The 26,709-nt window shown below is 51.0% G+C and carries 23 protein-coding genes and 1 pseudogene; 7 read left to right on the top strand and 17 right to left on the bottom strand.

Annotated elements, in window-relative coordinates:
- Nucleotides 1–149: 149 nt before the first annotated feature.
- The 4 genes from ACYVSB_RS05130 to ACYVSB_RS05145 form a co-directional block, all read right to left on the bottom strand.
- Nucleotides 150–3,332, bottom strand: a complete 3,183-nt coding sequence (locus ACYVSB_RS05130) for an AAA family ATPase (RefSeq protein WP_461218675.1) — start codon at nucleotides 3,330–3,332, stop codon at nucleotides 150–152.
- Nucleotides 3,329–4,453, bottom strand: coding sequence for an exonuclease SbcCD subunit D (locus ACYVSB_RS05135; RefSeq protein ID WP_461218676.1), 1,125 nt, complete (start codon nucleotides 4,451–4,453; stop codon nucleotides 3,329–3,331). Before ACYVSB_RS05135 ends, ACYVSB_RS05130 begins: the two co-directional genes overlap by 4 nt.
- Nucleotides 4,454–4,455: 2 nt before the next feature.
- Nucleotides 4,456–5,385 carry an HNH endonuclease gene (locus ACYVSB_RS05140; RefSeq protein WP_461218677.1) on the bottom strand — a complete coding sequence of 310 codons (930 nt, stop codon included), beginning with the start codon at nucleotides 5,383–5,385 and terminating at the stop codon, nucleotides 4,456–4,458.
- A gap of 186 nt (nucleotides 5,386–5,571) precedes the next feature.
- Nucleotides 5,572–5,895 carry a hypothetical protein gene (locus ACYVSB_RS05145; RefSeq protein ID WP_125599293.1) on the bottom strand — a complete coding sequence of 108 codons (324 nt, stop codon included), beginning with the start codon at nucleotides 5,893–5,895 and terminating at the stop codon, nucleotides 5,572–5,574.
- Nucleotides 5,896–6,157: 262 nt separating this feature from the next.
- Here ACYVSB_RS05145 and ACYVSB_RS05150 point away from each other — a divergent pair, with 262 nt between their 5' ends.
- Nucleotides 6,158–6,406: a hypothetical protein gene (locus tag ACYVSB_RS05150; protein WP_461218678.1), complete on the top strand. Its 249-nt coding sequence runs from the start codon at nucleotides 6,158–6,160 to the stop codon at nucleotides 6,404–6,406.
- 395 nt (nucleotides 6,407–6,801) lie between these two features.
- Here the strand turns inward: ACYVSB_RS05150 and ACYVSB_RS05155 are convergent, their stop codons facing one another.
- From ACYVSB_RS05155 to ACYVSB_RS05170, 4 genes are all read right to left on the bottom strand, one after another.
- Nucleotides 6,802–6,933: a hypothetical protein gene (locus tag ACYVSB_RS05155; protein ID WP_261806828.1), complete on the bottom strand. Its 132-nt coding sequence runs from the start codon at nucleotides 6,931–6,933 to the stop codon at nucleotides 6,802–6,804.
- 48 nt (nucleotides 6,934–6,981) lie between these two features.
- On the bottom strand, nucleotides 6,982–7,383 hold the full coding sequence (locus tag ACYVSB_RS05160; protein WP_461218679.1) for a hypothetical protein: 402 nt from the start codon (nucleotides 7,381–7,383) through the stop codon (nucleotides 6,982–6,984).
- Nucleotides 7,384–7,483: 100 nt separating this feature from the next.
- Nucleotides 7,484–7,945 carry a hypothetical protein gene (locus tag ACYVSB_RS05165; protein ID WP_461218680.1) on the bottom strand — a complete coding sequence of 154 codons (462 nt, stop codon included), beginning with the start codon at nucleotides 7,943–7,945 and terminating at the stop codon, nucleotides 7,484–7,486.
- Nucleotides 7,946–8,294: 349 nt separating this feature from the next.
- Nucleotides 8,295–8,942 (bottom strand): helix-turn-helix domain-containing protein, encoded by a 648-nt coding sequence (locus ACYVSB_RS05170; protein ID WP_125601467.1) that lies wholly within the window; start codon nucleotides 8,940–8,942, stop codon nucleotides 8,295–8,297.
- A 542-nt stretch (nucleotides 8,943–9,484) separates the two neighbouring features.
- On the opposite strand from ACYVSB_RS05170, the pseudogene ACYVSB_RS05175 reads away from it, so the two are divergent.
- Nucleotides 9,485–10,153: pseudogene (locus ACYVSB_RS05175) on the top strand (oxidoreductase); the annotation flags it as partial.
- A gap of 477 nt (nucleotides 10,154–10,630) precedes the next feature.
- Nucleotides 10,631–12,250: an ATP-binding cassette domain-containing protein gene (locus ACYVSB_RS05180; RefSeq protein ID WP_125601461.1), complete on the top strand. Its 1,620-nt coding sequence runs from the start codon at nucleotides 10,631–10,633 to the stop codon at nucleotides 12,248–12,250.
- 318 nt (nucleotides 12,251–12,568) lie between these two features.
- Here the strand turns inward: ACYVSB_RS05180 and ACYVSB_RS05185 are convergent, their stop codons facing one another.
- The 3 genes from ACYVSB_RS05185 to ACYVSB_RS05195 form a co-directional block, all read right to left on the bottom strand.
- A complete protein-coding gene (locus ACYVSB_RS05185; protein WP_164511199.1) occupies nucleotides 12,569–12,760 on the bottom strand; it encodes a hypothetical protein in 192 nt (63 codons plus the stop codon).
- A 542-nt stretch (nucleotides 12,761–13,302) separates the two neighbouring features.
- Nucleotides 13,303–14,868, bottom strand: a complete 1,566-nt coding sequence (locus ACYVSB_RS05190) for a ClC family H(+)/Cl(-) exchange transporter (protein WP_379861088.1) — start codon at nucleotides 14,866–14,868, stop codon at nucleotides 13,303–13,305.
- 329 nt (nucleotides 14,869–15,197) lie between these two features.
- Nucleotides 15,198–15,899, bottom strand: a complete 702-nt coding sequence (locus tag ACYVSB_RS05195; RefSeq protein ID WP_125601455.1) for a glycerophosphodiester phosphodiesterase family protein — start codon at nucleotides 15,897–15,899, stop codon at nucleotides 15,198–15,200.
- A gap of 440 nt (nucleotides 15,900–16,339) precedes the next feature.
- On the opposite strand from ACYVSB_RS05195, the gene ACYVSB_RS05200 reads away from it, so the two are divergent.
- Nucleotides 16,340–16,600, top strand: a complete 261-nt coding sequence (locus tag ACYVSB_RS05200) for a hypothetical protein (RefSeq protein ID WP_125601452.1) — start codon at nucleotides 16,340–16,342, stop codon at nucleotides 16,598–16,600.
- Between the two features lie 161 nt (nucleotides 16,601–16,761).
- Here ACYVSB_RS05200 and mnmG read toward each other — a convergent pair whose 3' ends face one another.
- From mnmG to ACYVSB_RS05230, 6 genes are all read right to left on the bottom strand, one after another.
- Nucleotides 16,762–18,672, bottom strand: coding sequence for a tRNA uridine-5-carboxymethylaminomethyl(34) synthesis enzyme MnmG (gene mnmG, locus ACYVSB_RS05205; RefSeq protein WP_461218681.1), 1,911 nt, complete (start codon nucleotides 18,670–18,672; stop codon nucleotides 16,762–16,764).
- A 9-nt stretch (nucleotides 18,673–18,681) separates the two neighbouring features.
- Nucleotides 18,682–20,067 carry a tRNA uridine-5-carboxymethylaminomethyl(34) synthesis GTPase MnmE gene (gene mnmE, locus ACYVSB_RS05210; protein ID WP_461218682.1) on the bottom strand — a complete coding sequence of 462 codons (1,386 nt, stop codon included), beginning with the start codon at nucleotides 20,065–20,067 and terminating at the stop codon, nucleotides 18,682–18,684.
- 937 nt (nucleotides 20,068–21,004) lie between these two features.
- Nucleotides 21,005–21,286, bottom strand: coding sequence for a hypothetical protein (locus ACYVSB_RS05215; RefSeq protein ID WP_461218683.1), 282 nt, complete (start codon nucleotides 21,284–21,286; stop codon nucleotides 21,005–21,007).
- Nucleotides 21,258–22,427, bottom strand: a complete 1,170-nt coding sequence (locus ACYVSB_RS05220; protein ID WP_461218684.1) for a M56 family metallopeptidase — start codon at nucleotides 22,425–22,427, stop codon at nucleotides 21,258–21,260. The genes ACYVSB_RS05215 and ACYVSB_RS05220 overlap by 29 nt, the downstream gene beginning before the upstream one ends.
- Nucleotides 22,428–22,443: 16 nt before the next feature.
- Nucleotides 22,444–22,806, bottom strand: a complete 363-nt coding sequence (locus ACYVSB_RS05225) for a BlaI/MecI/CopY family transcriptional regulator (RefSeq protein ID WP_125601434.1) — start codon at nucleotides 22,804–22,806, stop codon at nucleotides 22,444–22,446.
- An 818-nt stretch (nucleotides 22,807–23,624) separates the two neighbouring features.
- Nucleotides 23,625–24,752: an ATP-binding cassette domain-containing protein gene (locus ACYVSB_RS05230; protein WP_125601431.1), complete on the bottom strand. Its 1,128-nt coding sequence runs from the start codon at nucleotides 24,750–24,752 to the stop codon at nucleotides 23,625–23,627.
- Between ACYVSB_RS05230 and ACYVSB_RS05235 the strand changes: the two genes are divergently transcribed.
- From ACYVSB_RS05235 to ACYVSB_RS05245, 3 genes are read left to right on the top strand one after another with little or no spacing between them, the layout of a single operon-like run.
- Nucleotides 24,734–25,402, top strand: coding sequence for a DUF2705 family protein (locus ACYVSB_RS05235; protein ID WP_125601428.1), 669 nt, complete (start codon nucleotides 24,734–24,736; stop codon nucleotides 25,400–25,402). The two genes, ACYVSB_RS05230 and ACYVSB_RS05235, sit on opposite strands and share 19 nt — an antisense overlap.
- A 12-nt stretch (nucleotides 25,403–25,414) precedes the next feature.
- Nucleotides 25,415–26,038: an ATP-binding cassette domain-containing protein gene (locus ACYVSB_RS05240; RefSeq protein WP_125601425.1), complete on the top strand. Its 624-nt coding sequence runs from the start codon at nucleotides 25,415–25,417 to the stop codon at nucleotides 26,036–26,038.
- Nucleotides 26,035–26,709: a hypothetical protein gene (locus tag ACYVSB_RS05245; RefSeq protein WP_125601422.1), complete on the top strand. Its 675-nt coding sequence runs from the start codon at nucleotides 26,035–26,037 to the stop codon at nucleotides 26,707–26,709. Before ACYVSB_RS05240 ends, ACYVSB_RS05245 begins: the two co-directional genes overlap by 4 nt.

Consider the following 26,709-nt stretch of genomic DNA (forward strand, 5'->3'; position numbering starts at 1 on the left):
TAAAAAGCGCGCTGGCGAAGTAAAGATCCCCAAATTCAAAAAGTACAAAAATAGTCTAAGGCTGCTGATCAAAATTATCGATCAACAAGTCTTAGACTTTTTCTTTTGTCCTAATCATCAATCAACTGGGCCAGCTGTTAACGTACCGGTCACACCCCGTCGCTCAGGGGTTCGTCGGCCAAGCGATAGCGGATATGGCTTTCGCCATTGCCATTGGCGACCACCTGCAATTGGCTGGTGATCTGCAACTGTAATTCCCGAACATGGCTGATGATCCCGATCAACCGTTGTTTGCCTTCTAAACTGGTCAAAGCGGCGATCGCCGTTTGTAAGGCCTCTTCGTCCAGCGAGCCGAACCCTTCATCGATGAAAAGGGTGTTGATCTCGATGGCGCCGGTTTGTTGCTGCACGACTTCGCCCAAGGCTAACGCCAGTGACAGGGCCGCGATGAAACTTTCGCCGCCTGACAAGGTGCGCACACTGCGGAATTCGCCGGTATAATCATCATAAACATTCAATTCCAGGCCGGATTTCTTCCGTGCGGCTTGAAGTTCATCATCAAGCGCCAATTGATAGCGGCCTTGGGTCAACTGATCCAAGCGGGTGTTGGCGACTTTGAGTACTTCTTCCAGATACATCCGCAAAACGTAGCGTTCCAGTCCCAACTTCTGACTGCCCACGCCGCGAGTGACTTCCGCCAATTCTTGTAATTCGGTCAAATCAGTCAATTGGCTCAGCGCTGTTTGGATCCCGGTCAATAATCGGTGTTGTTGGCGCTGCTGCTGCGTTTGCGCCGCAAATCGATCACTTAACTGGGCCAGTTGGTCGCTGGCGCTAGCCGCGGCGGCCTGTAACGCCACCAAATCGGGTTGGTCCGCCGCCGCGGGTAATTTAGTCACCACTTCTTCCAGTAAGGTGCTCAGTTTCAACTGCTGTTCCTCATAGGCTTTGACTTGCGCGGTCACCTGCTCCTGTTGCCGCCCCGCAGTCAATAAGGCTTGATAGGCCTGATTTTGCGCCGCAAAGTCCGTTAGTTCTGGCCACTGGTGGCTAAACGCCGCCGCCAAGCGGGCCTGTAACTGGGTCACTTGGGCTTGTGTCGTCGCCAACTGTTCCGCAAAATGCCGCCTGTCAGCTTCTTGGACCTTCGCCTGTTGTAATAACGCTTGGTGCTGCTCCGCCACGCTTTGAACTTGCTCCTGGTAGGCGTTATAACGTTGTAACGTCTGATCCAGTGCTTGTTGTAACGCCTGCGAAGTGGCGAAGTCCACCGCCAGACGCGCCTGAAGGTCAGCCAATTGAGTTTGTTGGATCGCCAGCGTTTGTTGGGCTTGATGCAGCTGTTCTTGAGCGGCTTGTCCCGCCGTTTGGGCCTGTTCCACTTGTTGCCGCAGTTCAACCAACCGATGTTGCGCTTGCTGACTGGCTTGCTGAGCCGTCGCCAATGCTTGCTGATCTTGATGCAGCTTAGCGACCGGCGCCGTTAGTAAGCTAGCCCCCGCCTGATAAAAATCCGCCGTCAAGGTGTCAGGCAGCGCCAACCATGACGCCGCCACCAATTCTTGCTGTAACGCTTGAGCGGCAGCTTGTAGCGTGGTCGTTTGAGCGGTCATTTTATTGGTCAATTCTGTCAATTCATGCTCTTTGGCTAAGGCGGCGCGACTGGCTCCTTGCCGAGCTTGATCGGCTTCATCCACCGCCGCTTGGGTAACGGTGCTGGCCACGGCCACCGCTGGCGCGGGATGTTGGCGCGAACCGCAGACTGGGCAAGGCGTGTCCGGCAACAGATCTTGACTCAAACGGGCGATCTGCTGCTGCGCGAAGTCACTTCGTTGGCGCTGATAGACGCTCAAAGCGCGCTCCGCCGCCGCGTTCAAGGTGAGCTGTTCTTGACTTAACGCCGTTTGTTGGCTTTGCCAGTCCTGCAATTGTTGCTGGGTCTGTTGCAGTTGGGCCAATTGTTTTTGCCAGTCCTGCAATTGCGTCTGTCGGGTCAATAAGACCACTTGTTCCCCAGCGAAGTCGGGCTGTTGCGCTTGGGCCGCCGTCAACGCCGCCAACTCTTGCCGCTGGCGCTCCAATTTGGTTGCCGCCGCGCTGACCTTGGTCTGTTGCGCCGTCACTTGGGCCGCCGCCTGATCGCGAGCGCTTCGTTGCCCATCAGCTTCCTGATACAGCGGTAGTTGCGCTTGCCATTGTTGGATCTGCGCCTGTAATTGCGCTTGTTCTGGTTGCGCCGCGGTCAGTTGCGCTTGGGTTTGGGCCAAGGCGGTTTGCGCTTGCCCGTTGGCTTGACTTAATTTGGCGTTGGCGGCCAGCCGTTGTTGCAAATCCGCGCTTTGGTCTTGCGCCGTGGTGAATTGTTCCTGTTGTGGTCGCAATTCCCGCGCCCATTGCCAGTCTTGGAGCTGTTGCCGCCAATGGGCCACCGTCGGCGCTTGGGCGGTTAATTTGGCTTGGTCCTGCTGTAATTTCACCTGTTGGGCCAACAAAGCGCTAACTTGTTGGCCCTGTTGTAACGCCGTTTGGGCAGCGGCACTAACTTCAGTCTGAGCGTCTTTTTGTTGTTTGAGCTGGGCCAATTCTGCTTGCTGGTCTTGCAGTTGGCTGGCCAACAACGCCGCCTGTTCAGGCAAGGACGTGGTTTCCGCCGGCGCGCCATCAGCTGGCCACAGGACCTGTTGCAACAGTGCTTGGATCCGTTGCGTCGTGGCCTCGTTTTGTTTGCGTTGATCTTTATAAGATTGCTGTAATGCGTCGATCCAGCGTTCATAACGCTGGGTTTGGAAGAGGTTGCGCAACACTTGTTCCTTTTGGTCACTGTCACCATCGAGGAAGTTCCGGAAATCTCCTTGCGGCAACAAAATGATTTGGCGAAATTGGGCCGAGTTCATTTGCAACAGATCGGTCAAAAAGAGATTGACCTTTTTGACTTGGAGGATCTGATTCTCTTCCACTTGCAGGGCGGCGTCTTGGAAAACGGTCAAACTGGCTTGGGTCAACATTTCCGTCACACCGCTGCCCCGCTTCTTGTTCTGCGTCTGGGCCGGACTGCGCAACACCTGATAGAATTTACCCCGATGGCTGAAGGTCAAGGTCACTTGGGTCAAGTCTGCCGGGGTGGCGAAATCAGAGCGCAGATCCTTATCTTGGCGTTGCGGACTGGCGGCATCGCCGTATAGCGCGTAAACCAACCCATCGAACAAGGTCGATTTGCCAGCGCCGGTCGCCCCGCTGATCAAGAACAGCGGTTGTTGCTCGAACCGACTGAAATCGACAACCTCGTGGCGATAGGGCCCGAAGAAGTCCAGTGTCAATTTGATTGGCTTCATGAACGATCCACCTCCTTCAAAGTTTCCGCCGCCCAAGTCTGCTGGGCTGGCGTTAAGGGTTTAGCGGTCAACTGCTGATAGAAATCCGCCAACAACTGTAACGGCGCTTTGATCTGCGCCTGCGTCAAGTGTTGCCGCTGAGCCAATTGCACGCTTTGCTCCCGCTGCATCGTCAAGAAACGCGGAAATTGCGCCTTTAATTTCCCGCTGGCGTTACTAATGATATTCGTATCTTGCAAGACGATCCCGGTATACGCCGTTTGATCGATCTGATGTTGGCGTAAGTAGTCAGGATCACTCAAATCCGCAAAAGCGCCGCGAATATTTTGAACATCGTGGAGTGGGGTGACCGGTCGGAACTTGACGGTTAACTCTGGCGCCGTTTCAACGATCAAAACCCCCTTGGTCTGATCAACTTCTGAAAGCGAAAACTTGTTCAATGAACCGCTATAACGGACCCGTTCGCTGTGCAGCGCGTTCTTGTTGTGGATATGTCCCAAGGCAACGTAATCGAACTCCGCCAATTGATCCAGCGGCACCGCGTCCAAGCCGCCCACCGCCACCGTTGTCTCCGAGTCCGAGTGGGTGCTGCCCGCCGCAAAGAAATGCGCCACCAAGACATGTTGCAAGCCCGGCGTAAATTGCGCCTGCATCCGCGCCACCAACTGGGTCATCGCTTGGGCCACAGTATGGATACTGTCATCTTGCAGAAATTGCCGCGCCTGAAACGGTTCGAAATAAGGCAACAGGAAAAATTGCGCGTCCCCCAACGTTAGCGGCTGATCCACCGAGGCCAAAGTCGTCCGCAAGAAATAGTCGGTTTCGGCGAACCAATCGGCGCCCACGCCTAAACGAACGCCGCTATCATGATTGCCGCTGATCACCAACAAGGGCAGTTTCAAACTCAAATTCAACTGTTGGATCGTGGCATCCAGCAACGCCACCGCCGTTTCGTTAGGATTTTGCCGGTCATACAGATCCCCGGCGATCACGATCGCGTCCACTTGTTCTTCCTGGGCGATCGTCGCCACCTGACTCAAGACCGCCGCCTGTTCCGCCAACAGATCATAGCCGAACAAGCGCCGCCCGATATGCCAATCCGCCGTTTGTAAAAATCGCATCCCTATTCCTCCGTTTCCGCCAACAACCAAGCCTGATAATGACTGATCACATAATCATGACGCAACTTGATCCACTTCTGATATTGACTGTTCTCACCATCGCGCAACCCCTGCAACAACTTGATCTGTTGCCGCAATGCTTGGGCGGCAGGCGCCTTGACCTGACCATGCAAATGCTGCTCCACCGCCAATTTGGCTTGAACGCGCTCCTGACGCTGACGCAACGCCGTCAACGTCCGCTGAGCCGCCGCCAATTTACGGAGCAGTGGGGCCACTTCCTGATTCCATTGCACGAACAGCGCGTAAGGCATGTCCCCCTTCAGCCGGTTACACTCGCGACAGGCCAAAGTCAAATTCGCCCGCCGATTATCCGCCGATAACGCCACCGGATCCTTGTGATCCACACTATCGCCATAACGACCGCAATATTGACAACGATAACCGAATTGTTCCCGAACCCGCTGACGAGTAGCGTAATCCAAGTCGTTTTTGTCAAAAAGGCCGGTGGTGTCACAACCTAGGTGACGCAGATCTTGCGGCAGATCGCCAGTCAAATTCGCCTGGGGCTGATCCTGCCAACCGATGATCCGCTGATAAAAATCCCGCCGCCGCGCCGGCGTTTGCCAAGCCACCGTCAAAGCATCAAACGCATTGATCACACTAGCGCAGGCTCGCCGCTGTTGCTTGTTCAGCGCCAACGGTTGTGGTCGCGCCAAGTCCGGCGTGATCGGGATCGCCGGCGCCAATTCGCTTTGCCCCAGAAACTGCCCCGAACGCGCCTGCGCCAAAGCCGCGATCTGCGGGTTGGCCCATTGTCCCGGCTGAAGCCCCCGTTGCTGGCACAGGTCACAAATACTGGTCAACGCCGTCGCGCTGACCTGAAAATGTTGTTCATTCAAATCCAACCCACAATAAGCACAGCGCAATTTCATCGGCGCCACCTCCTTCACTTCGACAAGCCGTGGTCCCCTTACGAACTGCGACTAACCGTGGTCCCACTACGAACTGTGATCCAGCGCGGATCATCAGCCAACAACGACGTCCCCGCGAATAACAAATAAACCAAGTCCCGCGATTCCTGAACTTGGTTTACGCCGGCTTGATTTGACTGGATCCCCCTAAACAAAATCGTCGTAGACGATCTCCACCAGTTGCTTCTTGGTCGCAAAATTGACCTGATAAACACTTTGCTCCAACGCCTTTTGATATTCGTCCAAAACATCATGGGGCAGTGGCGTGACTACCGCCAACTTGGTGATCACCTCATGAGGATCATTGACCGCGCCAAGATCCACAAATAAGTAGATCTTGGTCAGAATATCATGGAGTAGATCGGTCATCACCGCGTTCGGTTTCCCGTTCAAATCGGTCAGCACCACTTGTTCTGGCGCCAAACTACGGTGATTCACAGTAATAAATTTAAGAATTTGAAAAACATTCATCGCATTGACCTCGATTAGCCTATTTTCTCTTAGTTTAGCACAAATTCCGGTCGCGACCCACGCTTTCACGAACTTTTTGCAAGCGCCGCCTATTGCGCCCGCACAGCGACCCCTTAATAAAAAGCTAAAACCTTTAACGACTGTTAAGAACCATCTATCTTTCTTCAAAGTAAAAACACGCCTTCCGGATAAAACGGTCCCAAATCGGTCATCATTCTCGGTTATGCTATTACCATGCTCAGTCAATGAAAGGATGATACTTATGTTGATCAATGACAGCGAGCAAATTACGACAGTTCAAATCAAAACGATCAAGAACGCCAACAACATCGAATGCGAAACCGAGGACGGCCAAACCGTTAAACTGCACCTCACCAAAACCCAGAAAAGTGACTCGCTCTTCTGGTGGACCCTCTTTAAGATCCGCGCCGCCGAACTTTGGATCCCGATCCAAACCGCGACCCAAACCCTACTCGCCTTCGATTGGCTCAGTGAGCCCGTTCTGAACTAGTCCTTGCTCAACCGAAAATCGAAAATTCAAAAACGCCTGCCTAGCCGCCCCTTTGCTAGGCAGTTTTTATTACGAACGCCTGTTTCGGCACCGCACCGGAACTCCGGTCGTTTCAACTTCGATTCGCTCGTTTTCGATTCACTCACCTTGGATCCGCTCGCCTTGGATCCACTCGTTTGACCCCACTAAAGTTAATTACGCGAACCCGCCGCAGTTTCCCGAAACTTTCGGAAATTATTTTAACAAACAGTCCCACCGCGTCGCAATAACGGTCAAGGCCGACTAAGATTCCGATCAGGATCCGGCGCGGTCAGCTCGGCCAATGATTTTGAGCAAAATAAAAAGACCAACACCAAAAGTGCGGTCTCCAGCATCAGCCCCGAAACGGACACTGCTTACTTGTCGGCGTCAGCCAACTTCTTCAAAGTTGCTAAAACTTGATCATTTGCTTTGATGTTTTTCTTGATGTTAGACTGGTTGACTGGACGACGGTTGCCATCGATCCCAGTATGCAAATTTTGCGACATGATAGACCTCCTTGCTTATATCCATTTAATTCTATTGCATTTAGCCAATTAATTCAAGTCCCAAGTCAATTTCTTCTCGCCATCAAAATAAAGCAAACGCACCGCGAAATCGGCGTCTGCGGGTATTTTAGAGCCATTGGGGCGCGTGATCACGGCATTTTCCGTATCTTTATGATAGGTTAGAACCAGATCACGTTGGGGCGATTTCCAAGGTAGAAACCGCCGGGAATAAATTTGGTAACCATCAGAGTCCGCAAGCGCCGTGGTCAGAATAACATTCTTCGCGCGGGGATGGAGCACGATCCGCATGGTATCCGCGGTGATTTCGGTACTCACGGTCACGTCTTGCATCGTCGGCGCGCTCGTTTTCGTGTTCACCCGTAAGAAAACGACGACACCCACGATCAAGATCAGCGGAACCAACACCAACAGACTAACTTTCTTCTTCAAGATTCTCTCCTCCAGTCAACGCGGCCACTGACACCTGCCCGCTCAAGAAAAACGCGGCCAGCAAACCAACCCACTAAAGATGCCCAACGTGATCAGCTAGTCACTTCCACAACCACGTTATCTTCTTATCTTTACGGCGATGCGTACCCCAGCGCTTATCCTTGTCTTTATCCTTGTCCAGGTCCTTGTCTTTGTCCTGACCGTCAATCTTTGCTTGTTGCTGTTCTTTGATCACCGCGGATACGGCAGCCAGATCTTCTAACGAATCCGACGTACCAAGAAAGTCGCCGGACCTCAGTTGCGCTTCGACATCAGCAGCCAACGCCGTCATGTACTCCCCTTCCGTCAGAACCGGGCCATATTCCCGCACTATGGTGTCCCCACTAACGCCAACCGATACAGACTCGATAAAGTCCCGTTTGAGTAGTTTGCGGATGACCGCCAACACCTTATTCGGCCTGATGTCCGGTGATAAGGCACCAATCTCCTTCGATGACAACGGCTTATCAGCGTGCCACAAAATCGTCATCATTTGCATCTCACGCTTCGTTAATAAGTGCATCGCTATTCTTCTTTCTTTGCAAAAAAGTTATTCAATGATTCTTACTTAATCATACAAAAAAATCGGAGAAAGCGCAATCATAAGTGCTGTTGAAGTTTTCTTTACAGTTATTGCTTCAAATGTTTTCACGACAGAAGACGTTATTCCATCAATCAAGCGCCAACCCGACGTTGAGGTTGACGCCTGATTGGGGCTACATTCCCACCTGTGCCAAATGCTCACTTCCATTCGTAAGCTTCACCGTTACAACAGCGTTATAACGCATCAAGCGATTCGAGACCATTATTTCCCGGGAAATAATGTACGTTTGGTCAGATTACGTCTTAACAGATTATCGCCGGTCACTAAATCAATGGCAATTTAGGATGTACCTGCCTTGAGGTAACTTGACTTTAACCCGAAAGACTTGTCGTGACTTAACGTTCAGTTTTCGCTGCTGTCCTGGTTTAAGGCTAAAGGATTTTCCCAGCGCTTGACCGTTTCGATCGACCAGGCGCACCCTGACTTGACTGGTGCTGGCGACATGATTAGTCAATGTCGACTTTCTGAAAATCGAACCCTTAACCAGTGAACCTTGGTCCCAGACCACAGTGGTCCACACGTTAGCCTGACGTTTCTTAATAGTCAACCCAGCCGACCAATTAGGTGAGAAAAACCGATTAACAGCATCCACATCCTGGTAAACCAGATATGCGGTGAATACTGATAACGCAAAGAAAACAGGAATAATGATTCGTAAGGCAAGCTTTCTTTTCCGATTGTTGTGTTGTTCGCGACTAATTGTTGCAACCATTACAGGCGCCTCCTTGATTAATTGATCAACGGAGATTTGGAGAACGCGACTTAAACTGACCAGCATATCCAGATCTGGGTAGCTTCGGCCAACTTCCCAACTGGAAATAGCTGAACGCGAAATATTTAGTTGGTCAGCAAGTTCCACTTGGGTCAGGTGGTGTAAGTGCCGGACCTGTTTCAAATTCTCACCAAAAGTAGTCATAATCCTAACCTCCACTATTGTTATCGCAATAATCTCAGGAAAAGTCGAGCTTGAGTCTGAGTCACAGTGGTCTTTAGCAAAATATCCAGTGATACAAATACTGCCATTGTTGATTTCACGGCCTCTATTATCTATTGTACCTCACCAATTTGTTAGGCGCCGACATATCGAAGATGGTTGTGTAATCATTATGAGTTCAAGGGAGATCAGTAAAAAAGTAGCAGAAATGAATTTAAAGTTATGTAAACATTTGTTGGGAACAGAACGAATCATCAAAAACTTCCCCTAGTTCATCAGACAGGCTGTGCTAGTATCACCGACCTAATAACCACTAACCACAGTTATTAACTATGGTAGGCCAGATCAACGAGACACGGCTTATTAGCCGACGAGATTGCTTAGGCTAGAAAGTGTGATTGACTTCGGCAAGTACTTGACCGTTTATGAATAAGTTGGCGACTACTCCGAAAAAGTGCATATTGAAATTCTGACCCCAATACCTTGATAACAACCATTTCATTCTTCTAGACCCATTCAAGACCACTTACTTGTTGCAACAATTTTATTCGGAGAATTCAAATCAGCGCACCGATCAATGGGGTGGCACCCGTCAGCGGCGGTTGCAATTTCCGCTAGCGGTGATTGCGGAAGTGCAAGCAGTGGTTGCGCGTTACGCCACTGGACCGTTCGTGGTTGGTTATCGCCTTTCCCCAGAAGAGTTGGAAACGCCGGGGATCCGCTTGGCCGATTCGCTGTATTTCGTGGATCAAATCAAGGATAAAGTTGATTATCTCCATCTATCCATGGGCAGTTACCAACGGACCTCCCTCAATGATCCGCAAAATACCGAAACCCTACTGTCGCAATTCGCGGCGCATACCGCTGGCGTCATCCCGTTGATCGGCGTCGGCTCGTTGGAACAACCCGCAGACGCGGAAGCCACGATCAATGATGGCGCAGACTTTGTGGCGATCGGACGCGAATTGCTCCGCGAACCACAGTGGGTCCAAAAAGTCGCGACCAACACCCCAGCTAGTCTTCGGACGACTTTCAGCGCGCTGGACATGGACGAACTGGCGATCCCCGGGGCGATGCAAGAATATTTGCGCACCGCCTTCCGCAGCGTGATGCACTTTACTGATGACGAAACCGCCCAAGCCTCTTATCAGAACACCCTAGCCCCCATGGAAGGCTTTGAAAAGAAACTTTAGGCAGTTGCTTTAGTCGCTAAGACAACCATCACAACCAGAACGTCGCCGGCACAACCACTGCGCAAAAGTACTAGCCCAGCAAAAGCACCCAGCCTGATCAGCAGCTGTCCCATCGCCTGACTTTTTCCCAGCGGCCCAGCCACAGAAAACGCTTTGTACCCGCCCACATAAACGAATTATTAAAGAAAATAATGAGTGATTACAAAAAAATGAGAAAAGTATTGATTCGTCTTACTTATGAGATATAATATTCTTAACCAAGTTAATAATTATCTTTTAATAATAATCGTTTCAAGTCTGATCCTTACTCAACTCAGCGGTCATTCGTGTCGTCATTTATCGGATGCTTGGCAAAGACCACGCTTGAAATCCCAGAAGTGTTGGCGCTGACATAACGACAGCGCGTTACTTGATTTGATTAAATGTATAATTGGCGCCCTGGTTTTGTGCTGATAATATTCTTTTGGAGTGAGTAGAATGCTAATTTTTAAGTTTGGGAAAAAGTTGAAACTGATTAATTTCTTGTTCTGGACAGCGCTGGATAGCCTTCAAAGTGTTTTCATGGCGTTTATTCTTGGGCGCTTTATTGCGGCGGCAACCAAGGCCAACCTGACAATGTTCTTGCAAAATAGTGTGATTGCTGTCATTGGGTTCTTGATCTTCTGCGGGGTGAGCTTGCTGCAAGTTAACGCGGAAACTCGTTACGTGGCGGACGCCAATCTGGAAATAAAGCAAATCATGATTACAGAATTACTCGCGGAGGCGCCTGAAAAGAAGCTGATTTCGGCGAATATTTCGTTCATGACCAATGACTTGAAACAGCTTGAAACGAATGGGATCAAGGCTGAGATGGGTATTGCCACCAATTTGCTAACTTTTGTGTTCGCGTTGGTCGCGTCATTGACTTATGATATTTGGACCACACTGGCCTTCTTCGTTGGCTCGTTGGTGCCACTGTTGATTTCTAATCTTACCCAAGGCAGGATCAGTTCCCGCGGCAAGGAGTGGTCGCAAGCTAATGCCGGTTTCACCAATCGGTTGAAGGATGTTTTAACCGGGCAACGGACGATCCGCACCTACCAAGCCGAAGCTAATTTAGGGCGTAAACTGTTGGGCCAGGGTGCGCAGTTGGAGCATAATTTGCGGCGGATGAATTTGACGATTGGCGTGGCCAACACCTTGGCTTACACGGTCGCCATGCTCACGGCAATGACCTTTCCGTTCGGTGTGGGTGTCTATCGGATTATTTTGGGCGCTTTGAGCTTGGCTAGTTTCGTGTCGGTGATGCAGTTATCGAATAGCGTTACCAATCCTTTGATGGCCATCGTTGGCGCGAATAATCAGCGGCAAACCGTCAAGGAGATCCAAGCCCGGGTGCTGACCGCTAAACAAAATCAAGCAAGGCGCGCGGAAGAACAAGCTGAAGCGAATCATGCCGCCGCAATCAGCGACTTTCATGACTTGCGGTTAAGCCAACTGGCCGTGACCGTTGACCAACACGAACTATTTAGTCAGTTGGATGTCAAAATCGCGGCCGGCGAGAAAGTGTTACTCACCGCTCCCTCTGGCTTTGGCAAATCAACTTTATTGGCGGTTTTGCAAGACGAACTGGTTCCCAGCGCTGGCAATTATACGTTCAATGGGCACCCGATCGCTGACTATTCGCCGACAACGGTTGAAGAACAGTTTGCCTGGATCAGTCAGCAACCGTTCGCGTTTGATGATACGATCAAATTCAATCTCACTTTAGGCCGCGAGTTCAGCGTTGACCAGTTGCAACAGGCGCTGACAAATGCCGGATTGGCGCAATTCAGTACCAGTGAAGGGTTGAATTATCAAGTCGGTGAGAATGGGCAGAATCTTTCTGGTGGTGAATTACAGCGCTTAGAAATTGCCCGCGCGCAGTTGTATGATCGGCCGATCATTCTCGCCGACGAGGCTACTTCGTCATTGGATCAACAGACGGCTGAGCAGATCCATCAGCTATTTATGGCCAGTCAGCAAACTCTCATTGAAGTGGCTCATCAAGTTCCTGACGCACACTTAAAGGATTACGATCAGATTATTCGGCTGGATCAAGTCACCGTTCATCCCTAGTTTACGTTGCTTTTGAAAAGCAGATTGTCCGCGGCTTGCGCTGCGCGGGGCGTTGGTGGTTGGCAAGTGTGGTGGGCTCCAGGTCGGGCTGGGGGTGGTGGAACGCGGCGGGCACAACTGACTCACCCCCAGCCCGACCTTCCGCCAGACAAGTAAACTGCCCACCAACGTCAGAGTGCGGAACACAACGGGTTGACTTTGAGCATTAACCTAGCCAGGATTTTGGAGGTTGGGCTTTGCCTCCAGAAGCCTGGCGTAGTTAAGCGCATAAGTCAGTTGTGTGGAGCACGTTTCAAAACAGAGTGTGAGCCGACCTGGTCAGCTTCTGAGCATTAGCCTAGCAATTGTTTTGGAAGCCGCACTTTGCTTCCGGAACAATTGCGTAGCTAAGCGCAGGAAGCTAGGTCGGCGAACACGTTTCAACGCGGAACACAACAGGTTGACGGCGATCTCACCCCGATTCGCTCCGCTCCAGCCGCTCAACGTTTTAACAGTCGTTTGAGCACGCACGCCAACTGATTTGCTGTGTTCAAATAATGTGGCGCCACGCCATTGAAGATCGTGGTTAGTGGTTCCAATCTTTAAATTGGCGACACCAGTAAAGCTTGTCTGCGGAACTAGCGTAAGGTCTTGCTAATTGTCCGTTCTCACTAGGGATTGCTTGAACGGTGAATAAAGTGGTTCAAATCGCACAAGATGAACCGATCTAGTCTTCAAACTAGGTGGTGTTACCATATATCAGCCCCAAAGACAAATTGGCTTGATTTCAATTTGGAAAAACCATTTCGGCCGAGCCTCGCCACATAAAAAGAATCAGCGGCAGTCGTTTTTTTAGCGACTGCCGCTGATTTTTTTCGTCTGGTTTAAGATTGGTTGGTTCTTTGCTGGAAGTTTGAGTGCCACTGGGCTGTGTCAGCTGATTGTTTCCAGTTTGATTGCTTTCAGCTGGCTGGGCTGGCAAATTCGGTTGCCCTGATGACTGGTCGTTTGATTCCTGTCAATTCTGGCGCGAGTTATTGGACAATTAGCTCAAGTAGAGGCCCGCCAATTTTTCAGATTCGTACGCGGTCAGGTTGTTGGCTGAGGGCGATGATCTCCTTTTTGACTTGGGCGCGTTGGTTGTGGTCGGTCAAGATCACCAGGGTGTCGCCGGCGAGGATCTCGGTGTCACCCTTGGGGATCACTTCCCGAGAACCGCGGTGGATCGACATCAGCAGTGTGTTAGTCGGCCATTCCACATCGCGCACTTGCAAGCCGACGAACCGTGTGCCTTCGAAAACCGGGATCTCGATGCGGTCGTTGCGCCCGGTCAATTTGGCCAATTTCTGGTCTAGCGTCATTTTCGCAGCTAGGGATTCGTAGATCGGCGCGCCACCTAGCAGGTCAACGACCAAATAAGCGGTCAAGGACACCACGGCCAGCGGCATCAAATGGCTTAAATTCCCGACCATTTCGGTGATCAGCAGAATCGCGGTGAAGGGCGCTTTCCCGATCCCGGCGAAGTAACCGGCCATGGCCACGATCACCAAGTTGAGGATCAACGCCTTGGGCAAAAGGTGCAAGTTGACCATGATCACCGCGTAGAAATCGCCTAAGAGCGCGCCCAAAGTCAGGATCGGCAGGAAGATGCCCCCAGGTAGACCGGACCCGTAAGAAATCATTGAGAAAATAAACCGTAGACTAAAGAGCCCGAAAACCACTAACGCCGCCGGTTGTTGCTGGGCTAAGCTCAAAATCAAGCCGTTGCCGCCGCCTAGCGTTTGCGGCCAGTAATAACCAACGATCGTGACCAATAACAAGGGCACGATCCCGTCAGCGTACCGCGGAAGTTTGCCGATTTTCTCATAAAGTTTGGGCATGTACAACAGGATGCGCTGGTACACGATGCCCATCACCCCAAGGAAAATCCCCAATAAAATCAGGTGCCAGTATAACGCCAAGGGAAAATTATCCGCGTACTCCAGATGCAAGACCGGCGTTAAACCGAAGAAATTGGAGGACACGAAATTGGCACCCACTGCCCCGGACAAGGCGGTCATCCAGACCAGCGGCGAGAAATTATGGTAGACCTCTTCCAACACGAACATCGTCCCAGCCATCGGAGCGTTGAACGCCGCCGATAAGCCACTGGCCGCTCCCGCCGCGATCAACACGCGGGCGTCGGTGCCTTTTTCCTTGGTCAAAGCCGCGAAGCCTTCGCCGATCGAGGAACCCAACTGGATCGAGGGACCTTCACGCCCGAGAAAGAGGCCGGCGCCGATCGCCAAGACCCCACCGACAAATTTCCGCCACAAAATCGACCACCAGTGAAGTTGCAAACTCCCCTCCAACTGCGCCTCGACTTCGGGGATCCCTGAGCCCATAATGTGGGGCTGTTGCTTGATCAGCACCACGTTGATCACGCCGATCAACACCAATAGCGCCACGATCAGCACCAGCCACCAACCGTTGCCGTGAGCGCGGCCATAGAGGAACCGCCAGCCTCGCAACGATTCTTCGATCAATAAGCGAAAAAGACTGACCCCTAAACCGGCAATCAGTCCCACTAATAATCCTTTGAAAATATAACTTACATGGGTCGTATCTAAAGTCGCCCGTAGTTTTCGCACCGTCAACACCTCAATTCTATTTAAACCCCAAAACGGTGATTGGTCAAGGCGCCCGGGCAATTGCGGCTACGGCGTTGTCTAATTAAATCGATGTGAGCTACTATGCTAAAAGTAGATTGGCCGCAGCTTGCGCTGCGCGTGGCGTTGGTGGTTGGCAGATGTGGTGGGGCTCCAGGTCGGGCTGGGGGTGGTGAAACGCGGCGGTCACGATTTTGAGACAAGCCGCGCACTTTGCGGATTGGCTCAAAACAGTGCCCACCGCGTTCCAGCCACGACAAACGTCCTGAGGCGGTTGCGTCCCCGCCCACACCCACCAAAACCTGCAATCAAACGTAGATTTACGAAGCAGCAACCGCCGTCCGCGCTTGCGGCACCAACTCACTGGCCTGCTCATAACGATCCGTGATCAACCCGATCACTCCAGGTTGACTAGCTAAATGTTGCATTTGGATCGGATCATTGATCGTCCACAATCGTTGTGGTACCGCCAGATCCGGGAAATAAGTGTCGCTGTGCAGCGCCGTGACCAGCTGACCGACTTGTCCCCACGCCGGGATCGCGTTTCCTTCCACTAATAACGCGCGCTCTTGTTGGGGCGCGATTTTGGCGATGGTCACCAGGCTGTCCGGGTTGAAGGAACTATACAGGGTTTGCGCCGCGCAATCATGGGCCACCACGGCGGCTTGGGTTGCCGCTTCAATGCCGGGATAGCGGAGATTTCCCGTCTTGAATTCAATGTTCAAGGCGACTTGACTACCGGCGAAAATCGTCAAAACTTCGGCCAAGGTAGGCACCGGCTCTCCATTGGCCAAATGGAATTGACGTAATTGGGCCAAGGTATAGTCATGGAGCTGCCCATGACCATTGGTGGTCCGGTCCAAGCATTCGTCATGCATCACAATCAGCGCGCCGTCGCGGCTGAACTGAACATCGGTCTCCACGCCGGCGAAGTGATGCGCGGCGGCGTAGCGGAAACCGGCCAAACTATTTTCTGGAAAACGTGCTGGATAGCCACGATGGCCAAAAAGCTTAAATGTCATGATCATTAACCCCTCACTGGCTCGGCGCGCCGAGCATTCTAGGTGCAGTATACCGCTTCTGATCGAAAAAACAATCTTACCGTCTGACTTATTCACGGGAGATTTAGGAATTTAGAGCAAGCCGTCCGGCGGATGTCTGGTGACTTTATGGTGACTGATTCGGGTTTGCTGATTAGGGTTTACCGATTCGGGGTCGCTGGCCCATGATAACCGATTCAGGTTGGCGGATTCGAGTTCGCCGGCCCATGATAACTAATTCAGGTTGGCTAATTCATGAGGGCTGATCCTGGTTCGCTGATTCATGACAGCTGATTCATAATAACTGCTCTAATTCGATTATTATTTATGTGTTTTTCCTTTTTATGTTGTTATAGTTTTTTTTAGTGATATAATAAGAATGAGTATTGATCATTTTTTATCATATAAAAGGAGTGTCAGAAATGAAAATTCTTTGGACAAACTTGACGACGCGGGAAAAATTGACGCGTACTCGCCACGTTCTGCCCGTGATGACGGTGATTATTGTGGTGTTATCCATTATTAATCCTGTTGGCACTTGGTCAGACGTTTTTTTCAGTGACCTTTTTGTAGTTTCCAATAATATTGCCGTGATCAAACTGTACACACTCCGGGTCAAATATGAAGACTTGGAGAACAGCATCGCGGCAGAAACGCCCCCTGCCCGCGAACCAAATAAATAATCAGTTGACCAAGCATTTGCGGCAGCGATCGGTTAAGTCACGCGACCAACAAGTTCGCTGAACCCCCCTCATCTAAAAAGAACCACGATTGGAAATCTCGCGAAGATTTCCAATCGTGGTTCTTTTTTTCTTATGAGCCTGCGTGCGGACGCGTTGGCGGACTACTTGGCGACTTTCGCGATCCGGCCCTGCTCGATGTAGACGCTGAGGATCGCCAAGTCGGCGGGATTGACGCCACTGATCCGGGACGCTTGGGCCAAGGTTTCCGGTTGGATCTTGGTCAATTTCTGGCGCGCTTCGGTGGCAAGTCCATTGATCGCCGCGTAATCCAAGCGCTCGGGGATCTTCTTGGCTTCCAGGCGGCGCAGGCGGGCGATTTTTTGTTCTTCTTTGTGGATGTAGCCAGCGTACTTCAACTGGATCTCAACTTGTTCTTGCACGTACCGATCAACGGCTGGCGCGCCGGGACCGATCAAGGCCGCCACGTCTTGATAGCTGATCTGAGGGCGTTTCAAGAATTCGCTGGCCAGAAGACCATCTTTCAGCGGCGCCATTTCCTTAGCCGCTAATAATTCTTGGACCCCTGCCTGACCGGGTTTGATGCGGACATTGGCGAGACGCTGGAGTTCTGTGGTGATCGCGGCTTGTTTAACGCGAAAGGCTTGGTAACGGTCGGCGGAGATCAGGCCTAGCTCATGGCCCTTTTCCGTTAGGCGTAGGTCGGCGTTGTCGTGGCGCAGGATCAACCGGTATTCGGCGCGGCTGGTCAAGAGCCGGTAGGGTTCGTTGGTGCCTTTGGTGACCAAGTCGTCGATCATCACGCCGATATAGGCTTCGTCTCGGCCTAAGGTGAAGTCAGCGGGGCGGCCTGCCGCTCGTAACGCGGCGTTGATCCCGGCGATCAAGCCCTGGCCGCCAGCCTCTTCGTAGCCTGAAGTCCCGTTCATTTGGCCGGCGGTGAAGAGGTTCTTCACGACTTTCGTTTCCAGCGTATGGGTCAATTGCCACGGTTCGATCACGTCATATTCAATGGCGTAACCGGGCCGCATCAACTCGGCGTGTTCCAGACCGGCGACAGAATGCAACATCTTCAGCTGGATCTCCTCCGGCATCGAAGTGGAGAAATCACCCACATAATATTCTTCTGTGTGACGACCTTCTGGCTCCAAAAATAATTGGTGCCGCGGTTTATCCGCGAAGCGAACGATCTTATCCTCGATTGACGGACAATAACGAGGGCCGACCCCTTCAATGATCCCCGAGAACATTGGCGCGCGGTCCAAGTTATCGCGAATGATCTGATGCGTGGTGCCATTGGTATAAGTCATCCAGCAAGATAATTGATCCTTGACGTAGGCTGAATCCGGTGTCAAATAAGAGAAGTGGTTCGGTTGCTTGTCGCCAGGTTGCTCGATGGTCTGGTCGTAGTCGATCGTATTCCCATCGACCCGCGGCGGCGTGCCGGTTTTGAAACGGCGTAACTTGAAGCCTAAGCGCTCCAAACTTTCGGACAATTTGATCGAGGGCAGCGAATTGTTGGGCCCAGAAGAGTAGGTCAATTCACCAATAATGATCTTGCCCCGAGAAGAGGTCCCCGCGGTCAAAACCACACTTTTCGCTTCGTAACAAGCGCCGGTCGCCGTGATCACGCCGCGACAAACCCCGTCGGTCACGATCAGGTCATTGACCAGGCCTTGGCGCAAAGTTAGATTCGGTTCGTTCTCCAAGGTGTCCTTCATAACGGCATGATAATCGGCCTTGTCCGCTTGCGCGCGCAACGCCCGCACCGCTGGACCTTTTCCTGTATTCAACATCCGCATTTGAATATAAGTGGCATCGATATTTTGCCCCATTTGTCCGCCTAACGCGTCGATCTCGCGAACCACGGTGCCTTTGGCGGGGCCACCTAGTGAAGGATTGCATGGCATGAAAGCGACCATATCTAGATTGATCGTCAACAACAAGGTTTTCTGCCCCATGCGGGCGGCGGCTAACGCGGCTTCACAGCCGGCATGGCCTGCGCCGACCACGATCACGTCATATTCTTTGGAACTATACTGCTTGACTTCCACGTTGACTTCCTACTTTCCTAAACAAAACTGGCTGAACAGCTGGGTGATCAATTCGTCCGGCGCGCTTTCTCCGGTGATCTCCCCCAACTTGTCCCAGCAATTGGTCATGTCGATCTGGACCAGATCAACGGGCAAGCCCGCGTCTAAGCCAGCCAAAACATCATGTAACGCCTGTTGCGCCTGACGCAACAAGCCGATCTGGCGATTATTGGAGACCAGGATATCCTTTTGTTGATTCTCGATCCCGCCGAAAAACATGGTTTTGATCGTGGTTTCCAGCTGATCCAACCCGGCTTGATCCTTGACCGAAACCACCAAAGGCGCGCTGGTCACACCTAACGCGGTCAATTCGGTTTGCGTGGTGACCGCTTGCAGATCCGCCTTGTTCAAGACAATGATCCGCTTCTGTTGGCTAGTCAGTTGTAATAATTCCCGATCCGCCGCCGTTAAAGGCTCACTGCCATTCAGGACCAAGATGATCAGGTCCGCGCTCGCCAAGGCTTTCTTGCTGCGGGCCACGCCGATCTTCTCGACTTTGTCTTCGGTGTCATGGATCCCAGCGGTGTCGATCAATTTCAGCGGCACCCCTTGGACATTGACATATTCCTCCAACACATCTCGGGTCGTTCCGGCCACATCCGTGACGATCGCCTTGTCCTCATGTAACAAGTAATTTAGCAACGAGGACTTGCCCACGTTAGGCCGACCAATGATCGCCGTCGCCAAGCCCTCACGCAAAATTTTGCCTTGACCGGCGGTGGCCAGCAATTGGCTGATCTCTTGTTGAACGGTCCCGGCCTTCTCCCGCAACATTTGCGCGGTCAGTTGTTCTTCGTCATATTCCGGATAATCGATATTGACCTCGACTTGAGCCAACACTTGCAAGATCTCCTGACGCAAATTCTTGATCAAGTGCTCCAGATTGCCGTCCAGCTGGTTCAACGCCACTTTCATCGCCGCGTCCGTCTTGGCCCGGATCAGATCCATCACCGATTCCGCCTGGGTCAAATCGATCCGTCCATTAAGGAAAGCCCGCTTGGTGAATTCGCCGGGCTCGGCCATCCGCGCGCCTACAGCCAACAACAGTTGTAAGATCCGATTAGTTGAAACGATGCCCCCATGGCAATTGATCTCGACCACATCTTCGCGGGTGAATGTCTTGGGCGCCCGCATCACCGCGACCATCACCTCATCCAGTTCCTCGTGATCCGCCGGGTCGATAATGTGCCCATAATGCAAGGTGTGACTGGCCACTTGGGTCAGATCCGCCCCGCGAAAGACCCGATTCGCCAGCGCGACCGCTTGCTCCCCAGACAAACGCACGATCGAGATCGCCCCTTCACCAGGCGGCGTCGAGATCGCCGTGATCGTATCATATTCCGTGACCGTTGCCATGTTAAAACCTCTTTCTTGATTTTTGACCATAAAAAAAGTGCCTAAAATCTACGCGCCGATCAGTCCCGCCGCGTAGATAAAGCACTTTGACTACTTTATCGCTTAACTTGTAGGAATAATATAAACCAAAATGGCCGAAAAGTAAAGCGCCAACCTACCCAAACAATGGTCGGCCCCAGGTTTACCCGCCTATTCTTGCCGTCTGTTTAATGCCCGTGTCCACGTGAACCGCCGAGTTAAAGGCTTGACAAGATAATCGTCGCCTCACAGAATTTGCGCGGCGAAAGCAAACATCGCCTTAGAAACCCTTAACGCCATGATCCTGATGGCCGATCAGAACCATGGCGAGAATTCTCTCTACTGTTTAGTTTTCTTGACCAAATGTAGCACAGCAATCGTCAAAATCAATAGTAGCACAATCACGATTACCAGCGCCGCCAAAATCACCATTGTATCGCCTATCATTTAAATACCTCCTCTCGAAGCATGTTTGCCGTCCTGAACATTGATAACGTCCGCGCGGAAGATACCTCTTCCGATTTTTTTACATAGACTGATTTCAAAAAAACTTTCTATCCTTTTATTCATTATATCATATGTATTTCTCTAATGACAATAGAAAATGAATGTTTTTACATATTGATACCGATTTCATCAGCAGACTTAACCAAATCACTCCCCCGCTTGCAGGCCACCAAGAACGCCAAACTCACTACCGCTAACAATGTGAACCACAACCACTTCCATCTTTTCCTAATTACTAATTAGCGTAGCTGTAACGATGCACCATAATTATTTAGCAAAAAATCAAAACTGCACCTCACCGATTTACTGGTGAGGTGCAGTTTTTGTAATGTCGATCACTAACATAATTGCGTTTAGCTGTTTATCCAGTAACGATCGCGCGCTGCCAAACCTAATGAGCGACCAAGGTTTGTCAGACTCGTACCCATTTCCCGATCCAAGAATCAGTTGTCACATTATATTGTCTCCGATAGATGATGCCGTTCACAGTCTTATAGCGCCATTTAGTAACGGCCGCCTGCGCCGCGTACGTCGTATCCAGCTCAACGTCCGGTTGATTCATCACGCTACTGGCGACCTCTGTCGTCGTGGCCGCCGCGACTTGATGCGTTTCCTGTTGCGTCACGATACCCCACGCGAGGAACGCCGCCGCTAAATAGAGCCATTTACTCTGTTGGAGCGTTCTTATAGTCATTTTCTTCTTCCTCTCTAATTTCAAGCCCTTGAATAGTTTCGTCATGAATATTCGTGATCCTACCGTAATTCTTACCATCTAGGATCAAATAGTAAGCCGTGCCCCGTTTAAGAATATGGTCATCGGCCTTGCCATCTTCGGAGATCACCCCAGTACCTTTGATCAGTTCCGAATCCGTGTAATAAGGCACCACGATGACCGCTGTCGCCGTATACATCAACGCCACCGTGAAGAGGAGCGTCAGGATGCGGGTGTGCTTGATTGGATGCTTCTCCAACAGGAATTTGATCCGTTTCGTTAAGGTGGCCTTTTCATCGATCACGAAAGCTGAGGATAGATTCGGTGGAAACGACGAAGCATGTTTCTGGTTGGCCGTGTGCTGATTTAGGTGACGTGAAACATCAATCAAGCTCTCCGCGTATCGATAGTCCTTCTCACCGTTGCCAAGATGACGCTGCACTTGCGTATCCACATGGATCTCGAGCACCAACATCAATTGTTTCTCAAACCAGTGGATCGGCGGAAACCACCAATAGACACAGCTGATCAGCCCCATCAATAATTTGACCCAAGCATCCTTGTTCCTGATATGGCGCCATTCATGGTACAGAGCAAATGGTAGATCCGGTGAATCTCTAAGGAATCTCGGAATCACGATCACCGGCCGAAAGTAGCCCATCATGAATGAGGAGAACTCCCTCTCAATGTCGTACACTTTGACCGGGCGAGCGGACGCCCCTGCCGGTTGATATTGTTCTGGCGTGACGCCCTTAAAGAGCTTCCGGATTCTCCCCACGGTCACCAACTGTTTCACTGTCCAAACGAGCAGATAACAAGCCGCGCTAACGATCCACAGGACCAATAAGAGCTGGATGAGCGTCAAATGAATCCCGCCAAGTGAGACCGGCTGACGCAACCAGGTATAGATCACCGGCAGCGCTTTGGTGGAGAACAGGGTGTGCGTACTTCGGAACTCCAAGGGAAACAGAATCCTAAGCACCAAGACCACACAGAAAGCCAATAAGAAATCAACGCGGAAACTCTTAAAAAGAACGGAATTATTAAGAATCAGGTGGAACAACACAACCAAGATAAAGACCATCGTCAACGAGATGAACAAAGAAAATAAGGAAAATTGCATTTAAGCACCCCCTCACCTATTTGTTATCTTGACGTTTCTCTTTGATATAAGCCTCCAACGCATCCAATTCATTATCGGAACTATCCCCAATGAAGTTAGAAACGACTTTCATCATTTCTTGACGGGAAACCAAGGACTCCAGATATTCCTCCTTAGGCAGAACCGCCGTAAACTGCCGCGCCAACACCGTACCACTGTAGGTCACGCCTGAAGTCTCAACGAACTTACTAGCCAGCAACTTCTTTAACACCGTCAAGACCGTATTCTGACTCAACCCCGGTTCCGCTCCAGCGATCTCTTTGGCGGATAAAGCGTTCTCACTCCCCCATAAGATCTGTAAAACCTGAAGTTCCCGTTTTGTAAAAGAATATTTTTTCATGATCAAAACCTCCAAATTTTTTTGGCTCTGTCCAGCCAACGATTTGAATAATCTTTATCGTCGTTTAAACAGCTTATGCCGTAATAATATTTTCTAAGCTAAGTTTACACTAATTCGGTTATAAAATCAATTGTTGCGACAAGAAAGAGTGCGGAGCGCAACGGACGGGTTGACTTTGAGCATTAACCTAGCAAAAGTAGGTTGGCCGCGGCTTGCGCTGCGAAATTCGGGGTGAGCTCGCTGTGGGCGCTGTTTAACCAACTGATCCTGCTGATCATCACTTACCTACTTCGCGCGCGGCTCCAGGAGAACCAAGCTTAATTTCGGAAGCAGCAACAGGAAACACGCCGATTAGTTCCGATTGCCTGTTGATCGGTACCAATCGGCGTGTTTTTGTGACTCTGATGTTGAAGGTCTGACTCCCAGTTCGCCTTGCTCGTTCAAGTTGTTGCCAAGAACGCAACGATTTCTACGGGCGGCCCAAGTTGGGGGCCCCAGCCAAATGCCGCTTGGGTACATAAAAGAACAGAGATTCTCAAGACAGCAAGCTTTGCGATTGCTGCATTGAAAGAATCTCTGTTTTTTTCGAAGTTTCATTGGAATTTTTTTCGAAGTTTCTTTCGAAGTTTCTTTCGAAGTTTCATTGGAATTTTGTACGCATCTATCTAAGCAAATATTCTAACTGGAATTGGACGAAATGACTGGGTTAAACGCGCCCCGTGACCCTTGCCAATGTGAGGAGATTCTCTCGTAAATCGGTCACCGCCATGTAATCTGGGCTGACTTTCGGCGAGAGCAGTGCCCAGGCGAGCCAAAACTCAAGCTCCTAATTTGATGACTTGATCAAACTGGGCCACTAACTGATGATCGCTGGTGTGGGTGACCATTAGAAGCGTGATCTCTGGTTGGTTCAATAGGCGCTGAACGATGTCACGGGCGTTGGCTTCATCTAAAGCTGAAGTCCCCTCGTCCATGATCAGAAATTCTTTGCCGCGAATCAGAGCCCGGGCCAAGGAGATCCGCTGCATCTCGCCACCAGACATGGTGCCATTGGCCGGATCGACCACGGTTTCGACCCCGTCAGTCATGCCCTGGACCGTGGCCGCTAAGTTGACTTTCTCCAGCGTTGGCGCTAGTTCGGTCTTGAGGCCTTCATCAAACAGGAGCACATTTTCGGCGATCGTGGTCTTGAACACGTGACTGGTTTGGGGGATGATCCCGATTTTCTCGCGCAGTGATTCTTGATCGATATTCTTTATATCCAGGTCATTGATCTGGGCGACACCTTGATAACCGGTCAGTTCACCACTCAGGATCTCCATCAACGTGGTTTTCCCGACACCGCTGGGGCCAACGATCGCCACTTTACTGCCTTCTTTGATGGTGAAATCAGGGAATTTGATCGTCTTATTCGGATATTCGTAACTCAAATCAGCGACTTTAACCAGCTGGGGCTGACCAGCTAACACTTGTTTGTTCGTCTCCGTGTCCGCAGGTTGCTTCGTCTGCAACAAGTGCTGGTACTTCTCACTGATTGCCTTACCTGAGATGTGACTGGTAATGTTATTGCTCATAGTCACCAAACCAGTAAAAATCAAATAAATGAAATCGCCGACACTGACCACGACCCCGGTGGTGACCAGACCACGAGTAGACAGATAACTGGCCAATAGAATCAGGGCGAATTGGGAGATCGTCCCGGTAATGTTGCCAAAGAAGCCGATCCAACTATCCACGGTCTCATTCTTGACATAACTGTCTTCTAACGCCTTGGCTTTAGGGCTGATCCGGGTCCAAAGTTTCTTGGCCGCCCCATTCCAACGCAACTCGAACAGCCCGCCCAACCAATCATTCAAGGAGGCGATCAACTCCTGGTTTGAGGCGGAGATACGCTTCGTCACTGCCGTTAACTGTTTGTTGAACAACATTGGGATCACGATCATCATGCTGGCTAATCGCCGCGATCATCCCGGTCATTATCTATGGATGTACTTTTTCCGGTTTAGAGTCAGGGAAAGCGTATTTCTTCACTGACGGGTTGCCAATCGCGGCCAATCAATACTTAATGCGGCTCTGGCTTTTTCCCATTATCCTAACAACGGCGATTCAATTGGATTTCATCAATACTCGGCTGCACGGGCCTTATGCGCAACGAATCGTGCGCCAAGCTGGTCGCCGGATCTCCTATTGGCAACTTTATTGCCACCGCATCCTCAGTCAAATGGGTATCCTAATCTTCTTATTACTGGTCTATACGCTGACGCGGGCAATCCGGCAATTCCCACTTTGGCCGCTTGATTTGCCAAACTTGGCTTTGTCTTTAATGACCTTTCTAGTGCTGTTCTCGATCCAATTTCTTATTTCCCTGTATGTGTCCCCTTTGATCGGTTATCTTGGGCTCAATATATACGTGCTTGTCTCGCTTTCAATTACAGGAATCGATTATCGCAGTCCCTGGACGCTGATCCTCTTTCCCAACGCGTTGATGGCTAGTCGGATCAGTCAGCCCGGATCCTATTGGCTTACACTGGGGCTTGTCCTCATCGCAGCGCTGGCTTGGGGTCAAAGACGGTTTGAACAAATGGATTTAATTTAGAGGAGGATCAAGATGATCGAAGTCAAACAAATTAGCAAAGCAATCAAAGGGCAACCTATTTTGGACCGGATCTCCGTCAACTTTGAAGCTGGCTACATCTATGGCCTTCGTGGTAAGAACGGCGCCGGCAAAACAATGCTATTACGGGCAATCGCTGGACTGATCAATATCGACACGGGTAAGATCATCATCAACGACCAAACACTTCACGACGAAATTGATTTCCCACCAAGTCTAGGCATTCTGATTGAAAATGATAACCTGCTGCCAGAACATACCGCCATGAGGAACTTGCAACTACTGGCCAGAATCAAGAAAGTCGCATCTGATACTGACATTGAAACCGCGATCCGGCGGGTCGGTCTGGATCCAGCCGATCAACGAATCGTCAAGAAATTCTCATTGGGGATGCGCCAACGTTTGGCCATCGCCCAAGCAATCTTTGAACGCCCGGATTTGATCCTCCTGGATGAACCAACCAACGCGATCGATACCGATGGTGTTGAGCAGGTCCGTGAGATTCTTTTGGCCGAGAAGAAACGCGGCGCGACAATTGTGATCGCCAGTCATTCCCAAGAAGATCTGGCTGTTCTAGCCGATGTGGTTTATGAGATGGCAGAGGGTCATTTGCAATGAAGACCCAAGAACGCCAACGCAGACGGCTCTTCTGGGTGGTGGTCACGCTATTGTTGATCTGTCTTGGTGGACGCCTCTACCACAAGTATCTGAATCAGAACAGCGCTTCACTTTTACGTAGCGTGGCGAAGAATACCGCCAAACCGTTTACCTATCAAGCCCGAGCTTCTAAAGCGGTGGCAGAGCGCGTAGCTGGTCAGGACTTCCCGCCAGGTTACTATGATCTCAGCGTTACTGGCGGGCGCGTTAACGGTCTCGCCAGTGGACAACGCTTGGAGAATCAATTCTACAATCCCGCTGAACACTTGTCTTTCCAGGGAAGCGGGCGGGTTCAATTCAAGCCCGCCCGCTTTAGCCCGTTGGTGTTCACCGCTGGTCAGTGTATCTTGACAAATACCTATGGGAATTATTTAGCGGGGGCGGAAATTGCCAGTGGTGACTACACCATTACTTGGCGCCGTAATCAGAACAGTTCAACCAAGTTCGCTTTGCTCGTTCAAGTTGTATCCAAGAACAAAACGACTTCTACGGACGGCCCAAGCTGGGGCACCCAGCTATTACCTGGGCAAACCGCCCATTTCAAATTGAAACCTCATGACCTACTCGCGATCGTGCCGCCAGTAGAAAATCGAGCCATTGCCCAACTCGAACTGATGATCAACCGAGACTAA

The sequence above is a fragment of the Lapidilactobacillus salsurivasis genome (assembly GCF_054785215.1).